The organism is Enterobacter sp. E14S, from assembly GCF_055666685.1.
In genome coordinates this window covers 168,245-187,278 of the sequence record NZ_JBVODQ010000001.1, presented here as the reverse complement: position 1 = coordinate 187,278, position 19,034 = coordinate 168,245, and the positions used below count along the sequence as shown (strand labels likewise).

General features: G+C 55.9%; 20 protein-coding genes. 12 read left to right on the top strand and 8 right to left on the bottom strand.

Translation table 11 applies throughout. The annotated features are described in order from the left end of the window. Window positions 1–2 precede the first annotated feature (2 nt). The gene (locus ACZ6J2_RS00950) at window positions 3–863 is read left to right on the top strand and encodes an efflux RND transporter periplasmic adaptor subunit (RefSeq protein WP_087822437.1); all 861 of its coding nucleotides are present in this window, start codon (window positions 3–5) and stop codon (window positions 861–863) included. Beyond that, window positions 863–2,896 carry an FUSC family protein gene (locus tag ACZ6J2_RS00945; protein WP_471724521.1) on the top strand — a complete coding sequence of 678 codons (2,034 nt, stop codon included), beginning with the start codon at window positions 863–865 and terminating at the stop codon, window positions 2,894–2,896. The genes ACZ6J2_RS00950 and ACZ6J2_RS00945 overlap by 1 nt, the downstream gene beginning before the upstream one ends. Here the strand turns inward: ACZ6J2_RS00945 and sodC are convergent. The 3 genes from sodC to ACZ6J2_RS00930 all read right to left on the bottom strand — a co-directional run bounded on the left by sodC (window position 2,875) and on the right by ACZ6J2_RS00930 (window position 4,658). Beyond that, a complete protein-coding gene (gene sodC, locus ACZ6J2_RS00940; protein ID WP_471724520.1) occupies window positions 2,875–3,393 on the bottom strand; it encodes a superoxide dismutase [Cu-Zn] SodC in 519 nt (172 codons plus the stop codon). The genes ACZ6J2_RS00945 and sodC overlap by 22 nt on opposite strands. Before the next feature lie 80 nt (window positions 3,394–3,473). Beyond that, window positions 3,474–4,370, bottom strand: coding sequence for an aldo/keto reductase (locus ACZ6J2_RS00935; protein ID WP_032657749.1), 897 nt, complete (start codon window positions 4,368–4,370; stop codon window positions 3,474–3,476). Window positions 4,371–4,418: 48 nt separating this feature from the next. Then, window positions 4,419–4,658 (bottom strand): DUF1289 domain-containing protein, encoded by a 240-nt coding sequence (locus tag ACZ6J2_RS00930; RefSeq protein WP_008500587.1) that lies wholly within the window; start codon window positions 4,656–4,658, stop codon window positions 4,419–4,421. A gap of 149 nt (window positions 4,659–4,807) precedes the next feature. Between ACZ6J2_RS00930 and eptA the strand changes: the two genes are divergently transcribed. The 5 genes from eptA (at window position 4,808) to rnt (ending at window position 9,479) form a co-directional block, all read left to right on the top strand. After that, the gene (gene eptA / locus ACZ6J2_RS00925; RefSeq protein WP_471724519.1) at window positions 4,808–6,433 is read left to right on the top strand and encodes a phosphoethanolamine transferase EptA; all 1,626 of its coding nucleotides are present in this window, start codon (window positions 4,808–4,810) and stop codon (window positions 6,431–6,433) included. 41 nt (window positions 6,434–6,474) lie between these two features. Further along, a complete protein-coding gene (locus ACZ6J2_RS00920; RefSeq protein WP_047061657.1) occupies window positions 6,475–7,074 on the top strand; it encodes a TetR/AcrR family transcriptional regulator in 600 nt (199 codons plus the stop codon). A 53-nt stretch (window positions 7,075–7,127) separates the two neighbouring features. Continuing rightward, the gene (gene nemA / locus ACZ6J2_RS00915; protein ID WP_045353833.1) at window positions 7,128–8,225 is read left to right on the top strand and encodes an alkene reductase; all 1,098 of its coding nucleotides are present in this window, start codon (window positions 7,128–7,130) and stop codon (window positions 8,223–8,225) included. A 100-nt stretch (window positions 8,226–8,325) separates the two neighbouring features. Next, complete coding sequence (gene gloA / locus ACZ6J2_RS00910; RefSeq protein ID WP_013096923.1) at window positions 8,326–8,733, top strand: lactoylglutathione lyase; 408 nt, start codon at window positions 8,326–8,328, stop codon at window positions 8,731–8,733. A 95-nt stretch (window positions 8,734–8,828) separates the two neighbouring features. Next, the gene (gene rnt, locus ACZ6J2_RS00905; protein ID WP_023311355.1) at window positions 8,829–9,479 is read left to right on the top strand and encodes a ribonuclease T; all 651 of its coding nucleotides are present in this window, start codon (window positions 8,829–8,831) and stop codon (window positions 9,477–9,479) included. 44 nt (window positions 9,480–9,523) lie between these two features. Here the strand turns inward: rnt and grxD are convergent, their stop codons facing one another. Continuing rightward, window positions 9,524–9,871, bottom strand: coding sequence for a monothiol glutaredoxin 4 (grxD, locus tag ACZ6J2_RS00900; RefSeq protein ID WP_003832760.1), 348 nt, complete (start codon window positions 9,869–9,871; stop codon window positions 9,524–9,526). 338 nt (window positions 9,872–10,209) lie between these two features. On the opposite strand from grxD, the gene ACZ6J2_RS00895 reads away from it, so the two are divergent. Both ACZ6J2_RS00895 and sodB read left to right on the top strand, forming a co-directional pair. Further along, window positions 10,210–10,983 carry a C40 family peptidase gene (locus ACZ6J2_RS00895; RefSeq protein WP_471724518.1) on the top strand — a complete coding sequence of 258 codons (774 nt, stop codon included), beginning with the start codon at window positions 10,210–10,212 and terminating at the stop codon, window positions 10,981–10,983. A 122-nt stretch (window positions 10,984–11,105) separates the two neighbouring features. Then, on the top strand, window positions 11,106–11,687 hold the full coding sequence (gene sodB, locus ACZ6J2_RS00890) for a superoxide dismutase [Fe] (protein WP_029739795.1): 582 nt from the start codon (window positions 11,106–11,108) through the stop codon (window positions 11,685–11,687). Window positions 11,688–11,724: 37 nt separating this feature from the next. Here the strand turns inward: sodB and ACZ6J2_RS00885 are convergent, their stop codons facing one another. Then, the gene (locus ACZ6J2_RS00885) at window positions 11,725–12,891 is read right to left on the bottom strand and encodes an MFS transporter (RefSeq protein WP_471724517.1); all 1,167 of its coding nucleotides are present in this window, start codon (window positions 12,889–12,891) and stop codon (window positions 11,725–11,727) included. 163 nt (window positions 12,892–13,054) lie between these two features. Continuing rightward, entirely contained in the window at window positions 13,055–13,144 is a 90-nt protein-coding gene (gene cydH / locus ACZ6J2_RS00880) for a cytochrome bd-I oxidase subunit CydH (protein ID WP_008500596.1), read from the bottom strand. 297 nt (window positions 13,145–13,441) lie between these two features. On the opposite strand from cydH, the gene purR reads away from it, so the two are divergent. Next, the gene (purR, locus tag ACZ6J2_RS00875; RefSeq protein ID WP_010430302.1) at window positions 13,442–14,467 is read left to right on the top strand and encodes an HTH-type transcriptional repressor PurR; all 1,026 of its coding nucleotides are present in this window, start codon (window positions 13,442–13,444) and stop codon (window positions 14,465–14,467) included. Window positions 14,468–14,484: 17 nt separating this feature from the next. On the opposite strand, the gene punR is transcribed toward purR, so the two are convergent. Next, entirely contained in the window at window positions 14,485–15,396 is a 912-nt protein-coding gene (gene punR, locus ACZ6J2_RS00870) for a DNA-binding transcriptional activator PunR (RefSeq protein ID WP_023311350.1), read from the bottom strand. Window positions 15,397–15,510: 114 nt separating this feature from the next. Here punR and punC point away from each other — a divergent pair, with 114 nt between their 5' ends. Continuing rightward, window positions 15,511–16,710, top strand: a complete 1,200-nt coding sequence (punC, locus tag ACZ6J2_RS00865) for a purine nucleoside transporter PunC (RefSeq protein WP_045887802.1) — start codon at window positions 15,511–15,513, stop codon at window positions 16,708–16,710. 298 nt (window positions 16,711–17,008) lie between these two features. Further along, on the top strand, window positions 17,009–18,157 hold the full coding sequence (gene cfa, locus ACZ6J2_RS00860; RefSeq protein ID WP_023335428.1) for a cyclopropane fatty acyl phospholipid synthase: 1,149 nt from the start codon (window positions 17,009–17,011) through the stop codon (window positions 18,155–18,157). Between the two features lie 30 nt (window positions 18,158–18,187). Here cfa and ACZ6J2_RS00855 read toward each other — a convergent pair whose 3' ends face one another. Continuing rightward, window positions 18,188–18,832, bottom strand: a complete 645-nt coding sequence (locus ACZ6J2_RS00855; RefSeq protein ID WP_471724516.1) for a riboflavin synthase subunit alpha — start codon at window positions 18,830–18,832, stop codon at window positions 18,188–18,190. Window positions 18,833–19,034 lie beyond the last annotated feature (202 nt).

The following is a 19,034-nucleotide window of genomic DNA, read 5'->3' as shown; positions in this document are numbered from 1 at the left end:
ATATGTCCCTGAAAACGCTAAAGTACTTTTCCACCCTGTTAGTCCTCGCCCTCGCGCTGGTTGCGGGCTGGTGGATGTGGAATTTTTATATGCAGTCGCCGTGGACGCGTGACGGCAAAGTCCGCGCCGAGCAGGTCAGCATTACCCCTCAGGTGTCGGGAAGTATTACTACACTGTTGGTTAAGGATAACCAGTTCGTCAAAAAGGGAGACATTTTATTCCGCATCGACGACACCCCGTACCACATTGCGATCCTGAACGCCCAGGCGCAGCTGGCTAAAGCCCAGTCGGATCTGGCAAAGGCCAACAACGAGGCCAACCGCCGCCGCCACCTGTCGCAAAACTACATCTCAGCGGAAGATTTAGACACCGCCAATATCAACGTCAAGGCGATGCAGGCTAACGTCAACGTTGCGGAGGCGACGCTGAAGCAGGCGCAGTGGCAACTGACCCAAACCGTGATTACGGCACCTGTTGATGGATGGGTGACCAACCTCTCGGCCCGCGTGGGGAATTATGCCACCACGGGACAACCGATATTCGCCCTCGTCGACAGCCACTCCTTCTACGTCGTGGGCTATTTCGAAGAGACCAAGCTTCGACATATTCGCGAGGGTTCGCCAGCCGCAATAACGCTTTACAGCGGCTCGCAGAAGTTACAGGGTCACGTATCCAGCATTGGCCGCGCCATTTACGATCAAAGCGTTGAGACGGATTCAGGCCTGGTGCCGGACATAAAGCCGAACGTTCCCTGGGTGCGTCTGGCCCAGCGCGTTCCGGTTCGCGTGGAGTTTGACCGCTTGCCGGAGGACATTACCCTGGTATCCGGCACTACCTGCACTGTCTCCATCGGAAACCGGTGATGAAGCTGCAGGGTCTCTCCTGGCAAAACACGCCGTGGATGAAAGCGACGCGTCCCCAGTGGCGCTACGCGCTGCGTAACGGCATTGCCATGTGTCTTGCGCTGACTGTGGCTTATTACCTTAACCTGGATGAGCCCTACTGGGCGATGACGTCTGCGGCGGTAGTCAGTTTTCCGACGGTAGGCGGGGTGATCAGTAAAAGTCTTGGCCGCATCGCAGGCAGCCTGCTGGGCGCCACCGCGGCGCTAATTATCGCTGGCCATACGCTGAACGATCCGTGGCTGTTCCTGCTGAGCATGGCCGCATGGCTGGGCTGCTGTACCTGGGCCTGCGCCCATTTTACCAATAACGTCGCCTACGCGTTCCAGCTGGCGGGCTATACCGCCGCCATTATCGCCTTTCCGGTGGTTAACGTGCTCGACACCACCGAGCTGTGGGATATTGCGCAGGCGCGCGTCTGTGAAGTGATTGTCGGGATCCTCAGCGGCGGCTTCATGATGATGATCCTCCCCAGCACATCCGATGGCACCGCGCTCATCACTGCGCTGAAAACCATGCATACCCGGTTACTGGAACACGCTAGCCTGCTGTGGCAACCGGATACCAGCGACGATATCCGCCTCGCGCATGAAAAGGTGATCGGGCAGATCCTGACGATGAATCTGCTGCGCATTCAGGCGTTCTGGAGCCACTACCGCTTTCGCCGCCAGAACACACTTCTTAACTATCTGCTGCACCAGCAGCTGCGCATGACCAGCGCCATCTCCAGCCTGCGCCGGATGCTGCTCAACTGGCCGACGCCGCCTGAAAATACCCGGGCCGTGATTGAAACGCTGCTCGCGGCCCTTGCGCGCCCGGATGCGGACATTTACACCGTAGCGCGGATTATCGCTCCGCTCGCCCCGGTTGATGAGTACGACTACCGCCATCGCGCCTTCTGGCAGCGCCTGAATTACTTTTGTCGGCTGTACCTGCGCAGCAGCCGCTGGATTACGGCCGTCGAAAACGCGACCCCGTTGACGGAGTTCAACGTCCCCGGCAGCCCGGCACTTGCGCGCCATACCGACTATCTTGAAGCGCTGTGGAGCGGTTTTCGCACCTTCTGTGCGCTGATGCTGGTGGGGGCGTGGAGCATTACCACGCAGTGGGAGTCTGGTACGGCGGCCCTGACGCTTGCCGCCATCAGCTGCGTGCTTTACTCCGTCGCGGCCTCGCCGTTCAACTCGCTTACGCTGCTGCTGCGCACGCTGGTGCTGCTGTCGCTGTTCAGCTTCGTGGTGAAGTTTGGCCTGATGGTGCAGATAAGCGATCTGTGGCAGTTCCTGCTGTTCCTGTTTCCCCTGTTGACCACCATGCAGCTTCTGAAGCTGCAAATGCCCAAGCTGGCGGGCCTCTGGGGACAGCTGATTGTCTTTATGGGCTCGTTTATCTCCGTGACGAATCCACCTGTTTATGATTACGCCGATTTTCTCAATGACAACCTGGCGAAGATCCTTGGCGTGGGGCTGGCGTGGCTGGCTTTCGCGGTGTTACGTCCCGGCTCCGATGCACGCAAGAGCCGCAGGCATATCCGGGAGCTACGCAGAGGGTTTGTCGACCAGCTCAGCCGTAAACCGCATCTGAGCGAAAACGAGTATGAATCGCTGGTCTATCATCACGTCAGCCAGCTGAATAACAGCCAGGACGCGCTGTCCCGGCGCTGGCTGCTGCGCTGGGGCGTGGTGCTGTTAAACTGCTCGCACGTGGTCTGGCAGCTGCGCGCGTGGGAAACGCGTTCCGATCCGCTGTCGCAGGTTCGTGATGTTTGCATCTCCCTGCTGCGCGATGTAATGAGCGAGCGCGGTGTTCAGCAGCGGCCGCTGGAAGCCACGCTGAATGAACTGCAGCGGATCTGCGATACGCTTGCACAGCATCATCTGCCCGCAGCCCGTGATTTGGCCTCGATAATCTGGCGCCTGCACTGCTCGCTGTCGCAGCTGGAACAGGCACCGCCACCGGGAACGATTGGGGATCAGATCACGCCGCACGCATAGCGTGCCCCGCCGCCGCCAAGCGGTTTAGGCCGATCGGACATATTGTCGCCGCCGACATGGATCATCAGCGCCTTGCCTTTCACCTCATCCAGCTTTTTCAGACGCGGCGCGACGACGGGTTCGGTAGCTTTACCGTCGTTATTGACCACAAGCACGGGCAGATCGCCTAAATGCCCCATTCCATCCGGGCCTTCATGCTTACCGGAATGCTGGGGATCGAGGTGCCCCCCTGCCGCTTCCGCCGCCGACGGTTTACCTTCTTTTAAAGCGGGCTGACAGCTGCCTTTGGCATGAACATGGAAACCATGCTCACCGGGCGGGAGTGCTTTGAGGCTGGGAGCAAACTCCAGTCCTTTATCGGTTTCCGTGATTTTCACCGTTCCGATGGACTGACCCACACCTTGTGGGGTGACGAGATTCATTTCCACTTCGTCGCTGGCTGCCTGCGCCCCTGCGCAAACAACCAGCGTGACCAGTGCCAGAGCAAAACGCTTCATATGACCTCCGCGGGTTATTTTTTGCCCCTTAAGTGTATACCAGGGGCAAAGATTTCACCGGAAAGCCACCTTCAGGCGGTTTATGGTACGTCGTAACCCAGCGCGGCCTTACGGATGCGGAACCACTGCTGACGGGTCATCTGCAGCTCTTCAGCGGCCAGTGCAGAACGCACGCGTTCTATTTTGCCGGAGCCGATAATTGGCAGCGGTTTTGACGGCAGGCGCAGGATCCACGCGTAAACCACCTGCTCGATGCTCTCGGCGTTCAGCTCGCGGGCGATGGTTTCAAGCTCGTTGCGCAGCGGCTGGAATTCCTCATCATTAAACAAACGTCCGCCCCCCAGGCAGGACCACGCCATCGGGCGAATGCGCAGCTGCTGCAGCTGATCGAGCGTACCATCCAGCAGCAGAGGCTGGTGTACCGGGGAAATCTCAACCTGGTTGGTGGCGAGGGTGAAAGGCAGACGAGACTGAAGCAGCGCAAACTGTGCCGGGGTAAAGTTAGAAACGCCGAAGTGACGCACTTTCCCACTCTGGTGCAGGTTCAGGAAGGCTTCCGCTACCTCATCGGCATCCATCAGCGGGTCGGGGCGGTGGATTAACAGCAGGTCGATACGATCGGTCGCCAGATTGACCAGCGACTGCTCGGCGCTCTTGATGATATGCGCGCTGTCGGTGATGTAATGACCGAGGGCATGTTCAGGTTTTGCCGTGGTGGCAATCCCACACTTCGTGACGATCTCCATGCGGTCGCGCAGGGCCGGAACCAGCTTAAGCGCCTCGCCGAACGCGGCCTCGCACTGGTAGCCACCGTAAATATCCGCATGATCGACCGTGGTGATGCCTAAATCGAGGTGCTCTTCAATAAAGCTCGCCAGCTGGAGGGGGGACATATTCCAGTCCATCAGACGCCAGTAGCCCATCACAAAACGGGAGAATTCTGGCCCCTGGGGGGCAAGGGTAATTCGCTGAACCATAACATTTTCCTCAAGGACGTAATGTCATGAGTATACGCAATTACCGTGTTAAAAAAGTGAAGGTTGCTGGGGTTCTTCGGTTTCACCCGCTTTGTTTGCGCGTATTTTGCGCAGAAGACGCTGTCGACAGAGGCGTAACACCTCCTGCTTTTGCGTGTCGCTAAAGTTTTGCCAGTTAAAACGCTCATCGCGGGTACGCATGCACCCGCGGCAATATCCGCGTTCATCGACCTGACAAATACCCCGGCACGGGCTCTGGATGGGGAAAAACTCCAGCTGCTCTGCCACACTCACCTCCCGATAGCTCCTCTCATCTACAGTGAAGACGTTTATCGCGCCGCGTGCAAGGCCTATATCACAGATTTGTGGCATTAAGGTTTCACTAATCTTCCCTCTCTATACTCGGCCCATCATGACAATAACGGGTTTACCGATCGATGTGGTTAATCAGAAAGTTACAATGTAACGACATTAAATTTACTCTGGGCTGTGCACTCTTTTTTACTCTGCTGAACGGGCTGTTTATCCAGCGCAGCTGGGCCATTATCGGCCCTGTGCATCTGCACGACTTCCTCTTTGCCGCCTCCGTCCCGCTGGTGCTGTTTTGCGGCTGGGTGATTGTCTTTAGCCTGCTTAACATCCCGTATCTCCGCAAGCCGCTGCTGATTGTACTGACGATCGGATGCGCCGCGGCGACCTATTTCATGTATACCTACGGCGCGGTGATCGATCAGAACATGATTGTGAACGTGTTCGAAACCAACTCTCAGGAAGCGACTGCCCTGGTGACCCCGCAGATGATTCTGTGGGTTGTCATAGCCGGCCTCGTGCCTTCCGTGGTGCTGGCGTTGACCCGGATTCGTACCGGAAAATGGTGGTACGCGCTGCTGACGCGCATTGCCGCGATGCTCGGCGCCCTGCTGGTGATTATCCTGATTGCCGCGCTGTTTTATAAAGACTATGCGTCGCTGTTTCGCAATAACAAAAGCATCGTCAAAATGGTCACCCCGGCGAACTATGTCAGCGCCGTGGTGAAGTACAGCAAAATGCGCTGGTTTGCCGGCGATCAAACGCTGGTGCGCATTGGTGAAGATGCCCATAAAGGGTCACTGATTACCGGCCAACAAAAGAAAACCGTTCTGGTGCTTGTCGTCGGCGAAGCCTCTCGCGCGGCAAACTACTCCCTGAACGGTTACGAACGCGAAACCAACCCGGAGCTGAAAAAGCAGGACGTGATTAACTTCCCGCAGGCCTCCTCATGTGGTACCGAAACCGCGGTTTCCGTTCCGTGCATGTTCTCCGGCATGACGCGCAGCAAATACGATGCCGACCTGGCTCACCATCGCGAGGGGCTGCTCGACGTGCTTAAGCATGCGGGTATCAACCTGCTGTGGCGCGACAACGACGGCGGCTGTAAAGGTGCCTGCGATCGCGTGCCCCATACCGACATGACGCAGTGGCAGCTGGATCAGTTCTGCAAAGACAAATCCTGTATCGACGATGTGAACTTCTACCGTCTGGACAACGTGCTGGATGGCGTAAAGCAAGATACGGTGCTGGTTATCCACCTGATGGGGAGCCACGGTCCGGCATACTATCGCCGTTACCCGGACAAATTCCGTAAATTCACCCCAACCTGCGATACCAATGAAATTCAGGATTGCGACCATCAGGCGCTGATCAATACCTATGACAACACCATCCTCTATACCGACAGCATGGTCAGCAAAACCATTGATGCGCTGAAAGCGCGCCAGTCGAGCATGAACACCGCGCTGATTTATCTCTCAGATCACGGTGAATCGCTGGGCGAAAGCGGTATTTATCTGCACGGTACGCCGTACATGCTGGCGCCGGAGCAGCAAACGCATATTCCGTTTATGTTCTGGCTGTCACCGGATTACGCGAAAAACTTTGGCATCAACGAACAGTGTTTGCGCGACCATGCAGCAAAAAATGCGGTTTCCCAGGACAATTTATTCTCAACCGTATTGGGTATGATGGACGTGAAATCAACGGTTTATCAACCGCAGCTGGATATACTGAGCGCATGTCGTCAGTAAACTCGCTTGCATTAGACCGAACGGTCTATTAGAGTGCGGCCATGAGCAGAAATACTGAACACGATACCCGCGAACATTTACTGGCGACCGGCGAGCAGCTTTGCATGCATCGCGGGTTTACCGGTATGGGGTTGAGCGAGCTGTTAAAAACCGCTGAGGTACCGAAGGGGTCGTTTTATCACTACTTCCGGTCCAAAGAGGCCTTCGGCGTGGCGATGCTGGAGCGTCACTATGCTGGCTACCACCAGCGTCTGGCGACCCACTTTGCGTCAGGTGAAGGTAACTACCGGGATCGTGTCCTGAACTACTATCAGGAAACGCTGAACCAGTTCTGTCAGCAGGGCATTATCAGCGGATGCCTGACCGTTAAGCTGTCTGCAGAAGTGTGCGATCTTTCTGAAGATATGCGCACGGCGATGGATAAAGGTGCCCGCGGCGTTATCGCCCTGCTGGCCCAGGCGCTGGAAAAAGGCCGCGATGAAAAAACGCTGGCCTTTTCCGGCGAACCGTTAACCCAGGCGCAGGTGTTATATGCGCTCTGGCTAGGCGCTAACCTGCAGGCAAAAATTTCGCGCAGCGCCGTGCCGCTGGAAAGCGCGCTGGCACATGTGAAAAACAGCATTACTGCGCCTGGCATTTAACAGGCGTTTTTATTTACCCAACTACTAGTCGACTGGTCTACTCAGGAGTCTTTATGTCAGCTGAAAAATTATTTACCCCCTTAAAAGTGGGTGCCGTCACTGCGCCAAACCGCGTGTTTATGGCTCCGCTTACCCGTCTGCGCAGCATTGAGCCGGGCGACATCCCAACCCCACTGATGGGTGAATACTATCGTCAGCGCGCAAGCTCTGGCCTGATCATCACCGAAGCCACGCAGATTTCCGCTCAGGCTAAGGGTTATGCGGGTGCGCCGGGTCTTCACAGCCCGGAGCAGATCGCCGCATGGAAGAAAATCACCGCGGGCGTTCACGCTGAAGAGGGCCGCATTGCGGTCCAGCTGTGGCATACCGGTCGTATCTCCCACAGCAGCATTCAGCCTGGCGGCCAGGCACCGGTCTCCGCTTCGGCCCTGAGCGCAAATACCCGTACGTCCCTGCGTGATGAAAACGGCAATGCGATTCGCGTGGATACCTCTATGCCGCGCGCGCTTGAGCTGGACGAGATCCCGGGTATCGTGAACGACTTCCGCCAGGCCGTGGCCAACGCCCGTGAAGCCGGTTTTGACCTGATTGAGCTGCACTCCGCGCATGGCTACCTGCTGCACCAGTTCCTGTCCCCGTCGTCCAACCATCGCACCGACCAGTACGGCGGCAGCGTTGAAAACCGCGCTCGACTGGTGCTGGAAGTGGTTGATGCCGTGTGCCAGGAGTGGAGCCCGGATCGTATCGGGATCCGCGTCTCTCCAATCGGTTCTTTCCAGAACGTCGACAACGGTCCGAACGAAGAAGCCGATGCCCTGTACCTGATCGAAGAACTGGCTAAACGTGGCATCGCCTATCTGCACATGTCCGAGCCGGACTGGGCTGGCGGTAAGCCTTACACGGACGCTTTCCGTCAGAAAGTGCGCGAGCGTTTCCACGGGGTGATCATCGGTGCGGGGGCTTATACTCCGGAGAAAGCCGAAGACCTGATCGGCAAAGGGCTGATCGATGCCGTCGCGTTTGGCCGCGACTACATCGCCAACCCGGATCTGGTTGCCCGTCTGCAGAAAAAAGCGGCCCTGAACCCGCAGCGCCCGGAAAGCTTCTACGGCGGCGGCGCGGAAGGCTACACCGACTACCCTTCTCTGTAATCTCGCCATTGTTCATTGATAGCGGCGATACTTCGCCGCTATACTAAAACATCGTTTCTGTTCAAAAAGACAGTCTATTCCATTGGTTAATGAGGAAATTATGCGCCTACTTCACACCATGCTGCGCGTTGGCGACCTGCAACGTTCCATTGATTTCTACACTAACGTCCTGGGCATGAAGCTGCTGCGCACCAGCGAAAACCCGGAATACAAATACTCGCTGGCGTTCGTGGGTTACGGCCCGGAAACGGATGAAGCGGTGATCGAGCTGACCTACAACTGGGGCGTAGACAGCTATGAGCTGGGCACCGCCTACGGCCACATCGCGCTGGAAGTGGACAACGCGGCCGAAGCGTGTGAGCGCATTCGCAGCAACGGCGGTAACGTTACGCGCGAAGCGGGCCCGGTAAAAGGTGGCACCACCGTGATTGCGTTCGTGGAAGATCCGGACGGTTACAAAATCGAGCTGATTGAAGCCAAAGACGCGGGTCGCGGTCTGGGCAACTGATCCCTCAGGGCGCAACATGCGCCCGTAGTTTTACTGCATCACCCTGCAAAATTTGCCATAATGCGCTCTGCTTTTTCCCCTTGTAAGAGACCCTGATGTCCGATAACGCTCAATTTAGCGGTCTGTGCGACCGTTTTCGTGGTTTTTATCCCGTTGTCATTGATGTTGAAACAGCCGGATTTAACGCTAAAACCGATGCGCTGCTCGAAATTGCCGCCATCACGCTGAAGATGGATGAACAGGGCTGGCTTACACCGGACACCACGCTGCATTTCCACGTTGAACCTTTCGAAGGGGCAAACCTACAGCCGGAAGCGCTGGCGTTTAACGGTATCGACCCGCACAACCCGCTGCGTGGCGCAGTCAGTGAATATGATGCGCTGCACGCCATTTTTAAAATGGTGCGTAAAGGCATGAAAGAGAGTAACTGCAGCCGCGCCATCATGGTGGCCCATAACGCCACCTTCGATCACAGCTTTACCATGGCCGCCGCGGAGCGCGCCGCGCTCAAACGCAACCCCTTCCATCCTTTTGTGACCTTCGACACCGCCGCGCTGAGCGGCCTGGCTCTGGGACAAACGGTGTTATCTAAAGCCTGCATCACGGCGGGTATACCTTTTGACGGTACGCAGGCGCATTCCGCTTTATACGACACGGAGCGCACCGCAGAGCTGTTCTGTGAGATCGTCAACCGCTGGAAGCGTCTTGGCGGCTGGCCGCTGCCGATGGGCGACAGCGAAGAATAAAAAAAAGCGACCTGATAAGGTCGCTTTTTTATTTGCGCAGAAAATTACTCTGCGTCCGGCTCTTCGGTTTTGTACTTCGCCGCCGTCTCTTTGATCAGCTGCTGCAGTTCGCCGCGCTGATACATTTCAATCAGGATATCGCAGCCGCCAACCAGCTCACCGTCAACCCACAGCTGTGGGAAAGTCGGCCAGTTAGCGTACTTAGGCAGCTCAGCGCGGATGTCCGGGTTCTGCAGGATATCGACGTAAGCAAAACGCTCACCACAGGCTGACAGCGCCTGAACCGCTTGCGCGGAGAAGCCGCAGCTTGGCAGCTTCGGAGAACCTTTCATATACAGCAGAATCGGGTTTTCAGCGATCTGGCGCTGGATTTTTTCAATAGTGGTGCTCATGTCTTGCTTCCTTTAACTTCTGTTACGGCATTCGTCTGACATTGTAGCGGTTCAGACTGGCATCGGAAAATAACATTTTTGTCACGTTTATACATTCTACCCCGAGTCACGAAAAGTTGCATTGCAAATGGTGTTTACCCCTGCGGCGGTCAGGGTTTTGCTTAGGGAGTGGGCAAATGTGCGACAGAACGATGAATTTTTTTGCACTTGCTAACGAAACACGATTGTAGATTGAAAAATGCTATTAACTTTCTGGGTTTTTATAGATTAGAATCGACGGGCTTTGTAAATCACACGCGGGTATTATTGATGACCTGCATTTATCAGGGGACTGCCCAGTGGCGCGGATAAATAAAATCTCGATCACGCTCTGTGCTTTACTGTTTACTTCACTCACTTTCACGCCAGTGGCAAACGCCTCTCAGCAGGCGCGGCATTCTGCTGTACAAAAAAACCATCTGGTGAAAGCCACAGAACGTAAGAAAAAAACCACCGCTAAGAACGACAAGAAAAAAACACCGGCTCAGACGAAACAGACCGCTTCCAGCAAGACGAAAACAAAACCTTCCCGCACTGCCCACTCCGCTAAAAGTAAAGCTTCGCAAACCACCGCTAACCTCGTTACTGAAAAATGCATCACGCGTAAAAGCCACAAGGCGAAATGCGCGAAGGTCACGAAAATAGCGGAAGTGCATAAAGTGCGCGTACAGAAAGCGCAAAAGACCGCGATGAACAAACTGATGGGGCAGATTGGCAAACCTTATCACTGGGGTGGCAGCTCGCCGCGTACCGGGTTTGACTGCAGCGGCCTCGTCTATTACGCCTATAAAGATCTGGTCAAATTCCGCATTCCTCGTACCGCCAATGAGATGTACCACCTGCGCGATGCCTCACCGGTTGACCGCGGTGAGCTGGAAAACGGCGATCTGGTGTTCTTCCGCACCCAGGGTCGCGGCACGGCTGACCACGTCGGCGTGTATGTCGGTAACGGTAAATTCATCCAGTCTCCACGTAGCGGCCAGGATATTCAGATCACCTCTCTCAGTGAAGACTACTGGGTACGCCACTACGTCGGCGCGCGTCGCGTGATGACGCCGAAAACCATTCGCTAACCCCTGCCCTGCCGCATCCGTGGCAGGGTAAGTTCCTCTTTTGCATACCCTTTCAATTTGCTATCCTGTCCATGTTATCTGTGTGGTTATTGGCAACACAAAATACAATAAGGAGAGAAGCAATGTCGTTCGAATTACCTGCACTACCGTATGCAAAAGACGCCCTGGCACCGCACATTTCTGCGGAAACCCTGGAATATCACTACGGCAAGCATCACCAGACGTACGTCACCAACCTGAACAATCTGATCAAGGGCACCGATTTTGAAGGCAAAACGCTGGAAGAGATCGTCCGCAGCTCAGAGGGTGGCGTCTTTAACAACGCCGCTCAGGTGTGGAACCACACCTTCTACTGGCACTGCCTGGCGCCGAATGCCGGCGGTGAACCTGTCGGTGAACTGGCTACCGCTATCAACGCCGCATTTGGCAGCTTCGCGGATTTCAAAGCGAAATTTACCGATGCAGCCATCAAGAACTTCGGTTCTGGCTGGACGTGGCTGGTTAAAGAGGCGGATGGCAAACTGGCTATCGTATCCACCTCTAATGCGGGTACCCCGCTGACCACCAGCGCTAAGCCGCTGATGACCGTGGACGTGTGGGAACACGCTTACTACATTGACTACCGCAACGCGCGTCCGAACTACCTGGAGCACTTCTGGGCACTGGTTAACTGGGACTTTGTTGCGAAGAACTTCGCCGCGTAAGAGACACGCAGAAGGGTTCGCCCTTCTGCGTTTTTGTTTATTCCGCAGCGCAGGCTGCTTCAGGCTGTTTACGCCCCGACATCATCACCAGCATCAGGCCGAGCGCGGCAATAATCGCCCCCATCACCGGCACAAAGCTGTATCCCAGACCACCTGAAATCACGGCCCCACCGGCCGCGGCGCCCAGGGCATTACCCAGGTTAAACGCACCGATATTCACGGAAGATGAAAGTCCCGGCGCCTCGTGCGCGACACGCATTACGCGCATCTGCAGCGGCGGCACCACGGCGAAAGTGGCGGCTCCCCAGACGACCATCGCAATCGCGGCCCCGAACTCATTACGCGCCAGCCACGGAATGGCAACCATGATGACAATCAGCAGGGTTAAGAAGCCCTTCAGCGTCCCACTCACGGAACGGTCGGCAAATTTCCCGCCGAGATAGTTGCCAATCGAGAAGCCCACGCCAATCAGCACCAGCATCGCGGTAACGAAGAGAGGCGTTGCGTGGGTGATATCATGCAGTACCGGTGAAATATAGGTGTAGAGGGTAAACATCGCCCCTGCCCCCAGCACGGTGGTGAGCAGTGCGGAGAGCACCTGCGGACGCATCAGCACCGCCAGCTCTTTACGCACTTCCGGACGTTCTCCGGCGCTTCCCTTTGGCAGGGAGAAGAACAGCGCCACCATCGCAATCACGCCCAGCCCGGCCGTCGCCAGGAAGGACATACGCCAGCCGATCGCTTCTCCCAGCCAGGTTGCCGCAGGCACCCCGCCGATATTGGCAATCGTCAGCCCCATAAACATGGTTGCCACGGCGCTCGCCTGCTTGTGTTTTGGCACCACGCTGGCAGCCACGACCGACCCCAGCCCAAAGAACGCGCCGTGGTTAAGGCTGGTCAGAATACGCGACAGCATCAATGTGGTGTAGTCCGGCGAAATGGCCGAAAGCACGTTGCCCAGGGTGAAAATCGCCATCAGGAAAATCAGCGCATTGCGGCGCGCGCGGTGCGAAAGAAGAAGCGTCATTAGCGGCGCCCCTACCATCACGCCGATAGCGTAGGCGCTGATTAACATCCCTGCCGCAGGGATAGAGACATCTACGCCCCGGGCAATAACAGGCAGTAACCCCATCGGGGAGAATTCAGTGGTGCCAATCCCAAAAGCGCCAATCGCCAGGGCCAGCAGGGGAAAATTGATTTTCATGCGTCAACTCCGGATGCCGTGTCATGTGGTGACACAGAACAAAGAAGCGGAAAGCATGACATCAATCACAAAAAATGAGAAGTTAACAAAATGGCAAAAGATTTTTGCCAGAGAAGTAACAATCCGGGGAGTCGGGAGGGAGAAGGCTCTCCCTCCGCGTAAATCAGTGCAGCGCAGCCGTCAGACCGGCCGCAACAATCAGAGCCAGCACAACAACGGTGGTGAACAGCGAAAACTTAAGATCGGAACTCATCAATTTTTCTCCTTTTAATCCCCACACGAAAAGTGAGCTTGCTCATTTTTGCACAGATTACGTCAAAAATCTTCCTGGATTTATACTGATAACCACTTTACCTCTTCCCCTTTTCATCAAGATAGGACAAAATTCCACGCTAAATTTATTAGCGTACCGGCCATTGACCCCCTCCTGACGTCCCGTGTCGTTTTCCCGGCGTGCCGCAATTCAACATTGCGAGATAAGGGTGAGAGAAGGCAAACGTTTACCTTCAGGTTTTTCAGGAGCTTAGGATATGGTCTGGAGTGACATTTAATGGCAACAATTAAAGACGTAGCAAAACGCGCAAACGTTTCCACTACAACCGTATCACATGTAATTAACAAAACCCGCTTTGTGGCGGAAGAGACGCGCAACGCCGTCTGGGCAGCGATCAAAGAGCTGCACTATTCGCCAAGTGCGGTTGCGCGTAGCCTCAAGGTTAATCACACCAAGTCCATTGGATTGCTGGCGACCAGCAGTGAAGCGGCCTATTTTGCCGAGATCATTGAAGCGGTCGAAAAGAACTGCTTCCAGAAAGGCTATACCCTGATTCTGGGCAACGCGTGGAACAGCATTGAAAAACAGCGTGCCTACCTGTCGATGATGGCGCAAAAGCGCGTTGATGGCCTGCTGGTGATGTGTTCCGAGTATCCGGAATCCGTGCTGTCGATGCTGGAAGAGTATCGCCATATTCCGATGGTGGTGATGGACTGGGGCGAAGCGCGCGCAGACTTCACCGATTCCGTTATCGATAACGCCTTTGAAGGCGGCTATATGGCCGGTCGTTATCTGATCGAACGCGGCCACCGCGAGATTGGCGTGATCCCCGGTCCGCTGGAGCGCAACACCGGCGCGGGCCGTCTGGCCGGTTTTATGAAAGCGATGGAAGAAGCGCTGATCACCGTGCCGGAAAACTGGATTGTGCAGGGCGACTTTGAGCCGGAGTCGGGCTACCGCGCGATGCAGCAGATCGTCTCCCAGCCGCACCGTCCGACCGCCGTGTTCTGCGGAGGCGACATCATGGCCATGGGCGCGCTCTGCGCTGCCGACGAGCTGGGCCTGCGCGTACCGCAGGATATTTCCGTGATTGGCTATGACAACGTGCGTAACGCGCGCTTCTTCACCCCGGCGCTGACCACCATTCACCAGCCGAAAGATTCGCTGGGCGAAACGGCCTTCAACATGCTGATGGACAGGATCGTCAACAAGCGCGAAGAGTCGCAGTCCATTGAAGTTCACCCGCGTCTTATCGAACGCCGTTCCGTAGCGGACGGTCCGTTCCGCGACTACCGTCGTTAATCGCTTTACGGGGCCAGCTACGCTGGCTCCCGTAACCATTCCCGGTTTAGCGTTTCGCTGTCTCCCAGATAATCCAGCAGCCAGGCCATCGCAGGCGAGACGTCATTTTGCTGCCAGGTGAGGCAGCAGGCCGCATCCGGGAACGGATTCTCCAGCGTCAGCTCAACCCACTCTCCGGTATCGATGCGCGGACGCGCGAAATGAACGGGCACCATCGCGACGCACAGCCCGGCGCTGAGGCACGTCGCCGACGATTCCCAGTCAGGGGCCACCACCCGCCGCTGGTTGTCCAGAAGCCAGGTGATACGCTTGGGCAATGAACGGGACGTATCCTCCAGCACCAGCGACGGCCAGTTGCGCAGCGTGTCATCGCTCAGCGGCCCTTCCATCGCCGCCAGCGGATGGTCGCTTGCCACCACGCATTTCCAGCTCAGCATTCCCATATCGCGAAAGGCGTAACGTCCCCCGACCGGGATCGCCTGCGTAGCCCCAATCGCCATCTCTGCTCTGCCGTCCGCCAGCGCATCCCAGACGCCGTTAAACACCTCCTGCGAGACCCGTAGCTCAACGTCAGAGAAATGACGGTAGAAATCGACGATCATCTGCCGGGTGCGTTCCGGCTTAACGATATTATCCACCGCGATGGAAAGATGTCCCCGCCAACCGTTAGCGATCTGCTGACACTGTTCGCGGGTGATCTGCATTTTTTTGATAACAGAACGCCCTTCCTTCAAAAACCACGCGCCTGCGGGCGTTAATTCCACATCACGATGCCGCCGTTCAAACAGCGGAACCGCCAGCCACTCCTCAAGCTGACGCACCGTGTAGCTGATTGCCGAAGGGACGCGGTGCAGCTCCTGCGCCGCACCGCTGAAGCTGCCGTTACGCGCAACGGCATCGACCACTTCAAGAGAATAATCTGACCACATTTTCTGCCTGCAAAATTTTTGAATGCACCCGCCAAATATTAGCGTTTCACAAGCGGCTTTGCACTCCCTACACTCAGCGCCAATGTATACCTGCCTCCTCAGGAGAATAAAATAATGCAACCCAGGAACGGTTTTTTAGTCTGGCTCGGCGGCTTGAGCGTGCTGGGCTTTTTGGCCACCGATATGTACCTGCCGGCGTTTGCCGCCATGCAGGAAGATTTGCAAACCCCGGCTGCCGCCATCAGCGCCAGCCTGAGTTTATTCCTCGCCGGTTTTGCTTTCGCACAGCTTCTCTGGGGACCGCTCTCGGATCGCTTTGGTCGTAAACCGGTACTGCTGCTGGGCCTGGCCATTTTTGCCGTGGGCTGCCTGGGGATGTTATGGGTACGCGATGCCACCTGGCTGCTGGTGCTGCGGTTTATTCAGGCCGTGGGCGTCTGTGCCGCGGCCGTGACCTGGCAGGCGCTGGTCACCGACTATTACCCGGCTAACCGCACAAACCGTATTTTCGCCACCATTATGCCGCTTGTGGGTCTCTCGCCTGCCCTCGCCCCTCTGCTGGGCAGCTGGATCCTCGCGCATTTCGACTGGCAGGCCATCTTCGCCACGCTGTTTGCCATTACCCTGGTACTGATGCTGCCGGCGTTCGCCCTCAAACCCGCGCATAAAAAAGAAGCGCATGCTGACGCGAAGCCGATTACCTTCACGTCTCTGCTCAGCGCCAAAGCGTATCGCGGTAATGTCCTGATCTATGCTGCCTGCTCGGCAAGCTTCTTCGCGTGGCTCACCGGCTCGCCGTTCATTCTGCACGATATGGGCTACAGCCCGGCAGCCATCGGCCTGAGCTATGTTCCGCAGACCATCGCGTTCCTGGTAGGCGGGTACGGCTGTCGCGCGGCGCTGCAAAAGTGGGAAGGTCAGCAGATGCTGCCGTGGCTGCTGGTGCTATATGCGCTGAGCGTCATCGGGACCTGGGCCGTTGGCTTTATTCCGGGTGCCGGTCTGGCCGAAATTTTGATCCCATTCTGCGTGATGGCCGTCGCGAACGGGGCGATTTACCCTATCGTTGTAGCCCAGGCGCTGCGTCCCTTCCCGCAGGCAACAGGCCGCGCCGCCGCGCTGCAGAACACCCTGCAGCTGGGGCTGTGCTTCCTGGCAAGCCTGGTGGTCTCGGCGCTGATTGCCACGCCGCTCCTGACCACCACCAGCGTGATGCTGGTGACCGTTGCGCTGGCGGTGTTGGGCTATCGCATGCAGGCCTCCGCGCAGCGTGAGCATGAAAAGAGTGCTCAGGTTGAAACGTCACATGCCTGAATGCGCCAGAAATCATGTTAATTTTCAGTGATTAGGTTGCTAAGAATTTTCTATTGAATCACCAAATTTTGAGGCCTATACTAAATTTGGTTCGATTAAATACGATAAATATTAAGTGTTAACGGGAGCCGGAGTGCTCCCGTTTTACCATGGAAGGCATTTCGGCAAGGGTTATCTCCCTTCCTCTGTTCTACGTCGGATACTAGCCTCGCGGTATTTACCGTGAGATTTCTCACAAACCAAAAAAAGCGTCTACGCTGTTTTAAGGTTCTGATCACAGTAGGGTGATGGAGAAGCTATGAGTTCATCGTGTATAGAAGAAGTCAGCGTTCCGGACGATAACTGGTCCCGGATCGTCAGTGAACTGTTAGGTCGAGCAGGCATCACTATCAATGGATCATCGCCATCCGATCCTCAGGTTAAACATCCCGACTTTTTTAAACGCGTGCTGCGAGAGGGATCGTTAGGCCTGGGAGAAAGCTACATGGACGGCTGGTGGGAGTGCGAACGTCTGGATACCTTTTTCGCCAGCGTGCTGCGTGCCGGTCTTGAAAATCAACTCCCTCGCAATCTGAAAGACACCCTGCGCGTCGCCTCTGCCCGACTGTTCAATCTGCAAAGTAAAAAACGCGCGTGGATCGTAGGTAAAGAACACTACGATCTTGGCAACGACCTGTTCAGCCGTATGCTGGACCCTTTCATGCAGTACTCCTGCGCCTACTGGAAAGAGGCGTCGACGCTTGAAGAGGCCCAGCAGGCCAAGCTGCGTCTGATTAGCGAGAAGCTGCAGCTCCAGCCCGGAATGCGCGTGCTGGATATCGGCTGCGGCTGGGGCGGGCTGGCGTATTTTATGGCGAAGCACTATGGCGTCAGCGTCGTCGGCGTCACGATTTCAGCGGAACAGCAAAAAATGGCGCGGGAACGCTGCCAGGGCCTCGATGTCGATATCCGGCTGCAGGATTACCGTGACCTGAACGAACAGTTTGACCGGATCGTTTCCGTCGGCATGTTCGAGCACGTCGGGCCGAAAAACTACGCTACCTATTTTGAGGTGGTGGATCGGAATCTGAAACCGGACGGCATCTTCCTGCTGCACACCATCGGCTCTAAGCGGACCGACAATAACGTCGACCCGTGGATCAACAAATACATCTTTCCGAATGGCTGTTTACCGTCCGTCCGCCAGATTGCCAACGCCAGTGAACCCCATTTCGTGATGGAAGACTGGCATAACTTTGGCGCGGATTACGACACCACGTTGATGGCCTGGCATGCGCGTTTTCAGGAGACCTGGCCCGAGATTGCGGACAACTATTCTGAACGATTCAGGCGGATGTTTAGCTATTATCTGAATGCCTGCGCGGGGGCGTTTCGCGCACGGGATATTCAGCTCTGGCAGGTGGTATTCAGCCGTGGGATTGAACACGGACTACGTGTCGCACGCTAAAAAATAACCCCGGATAGCCGGGGTTATTTTTTATTCTTCTTCTGCGACGGTCTTTATTATTGCCGCTTCTTTTGCTGCCAGCACGCGCTCAACCGTATCCACCACCGCCTGGGTTTGCGGATCGATTTCGATATTCACGCGATGCCCCAGTTTTTTGGCGCCCAGCGTGGTGCGCTGCAGCGTTTCAGGAATTAAATGCACGCAAAAACGCGTTGGCGTCACTTCACCCACCGTCAGGCTAATCCCGTCAATGCCAATAAATCCTTTATAGAGGATGTATTTCATTAATGAAGGATCCTGCATTTTAAACCAGATTTGACGGTTATTTTCCGAGGTCACGATTTTTGCCACTTCAGCGGTGGTCATGATGTGGCCGGACATCAGGTGGCCGCCAATCTCATCGCTGAACTTCGCCGCCCGCTCAACGTTAACGGTATCTCCTACCGCCAGCTCGCCAAGGTTGGTGATGCGCAGCGTCTCTTTCATTAAATCAAAGCTAATCTGGTTGCCGTTAATTTCGGTAACGGTCAGGCAGCAGCCGTTATGAGCAATCGACGCGCCTGTTTCAATGCCCTCAAGCATATATTCCGGCAGCTCAACAACATGAGTACGGAAATTAGGTTTTTCATCAATGGACACCACTTTGGCGGTGCCCTGCACAATACCAGTAAACATGCTTACAACTCCTGTTTTTTCCGGACGGTGGTGACACCGTTTAATCCCACCACAATAACAGTTGGAAAAAGAGGTTGCCAGCGGAGCGCATTTTCTGGCGATTTTTTCACTAGATAAATAGCTAAAGCCCGCTACAATAGCTGGCACCCCCCTGCATTTTCTTCTTGCTGCCCGTTTCGGCGGCTTTTTTAGTCTCTCAAAT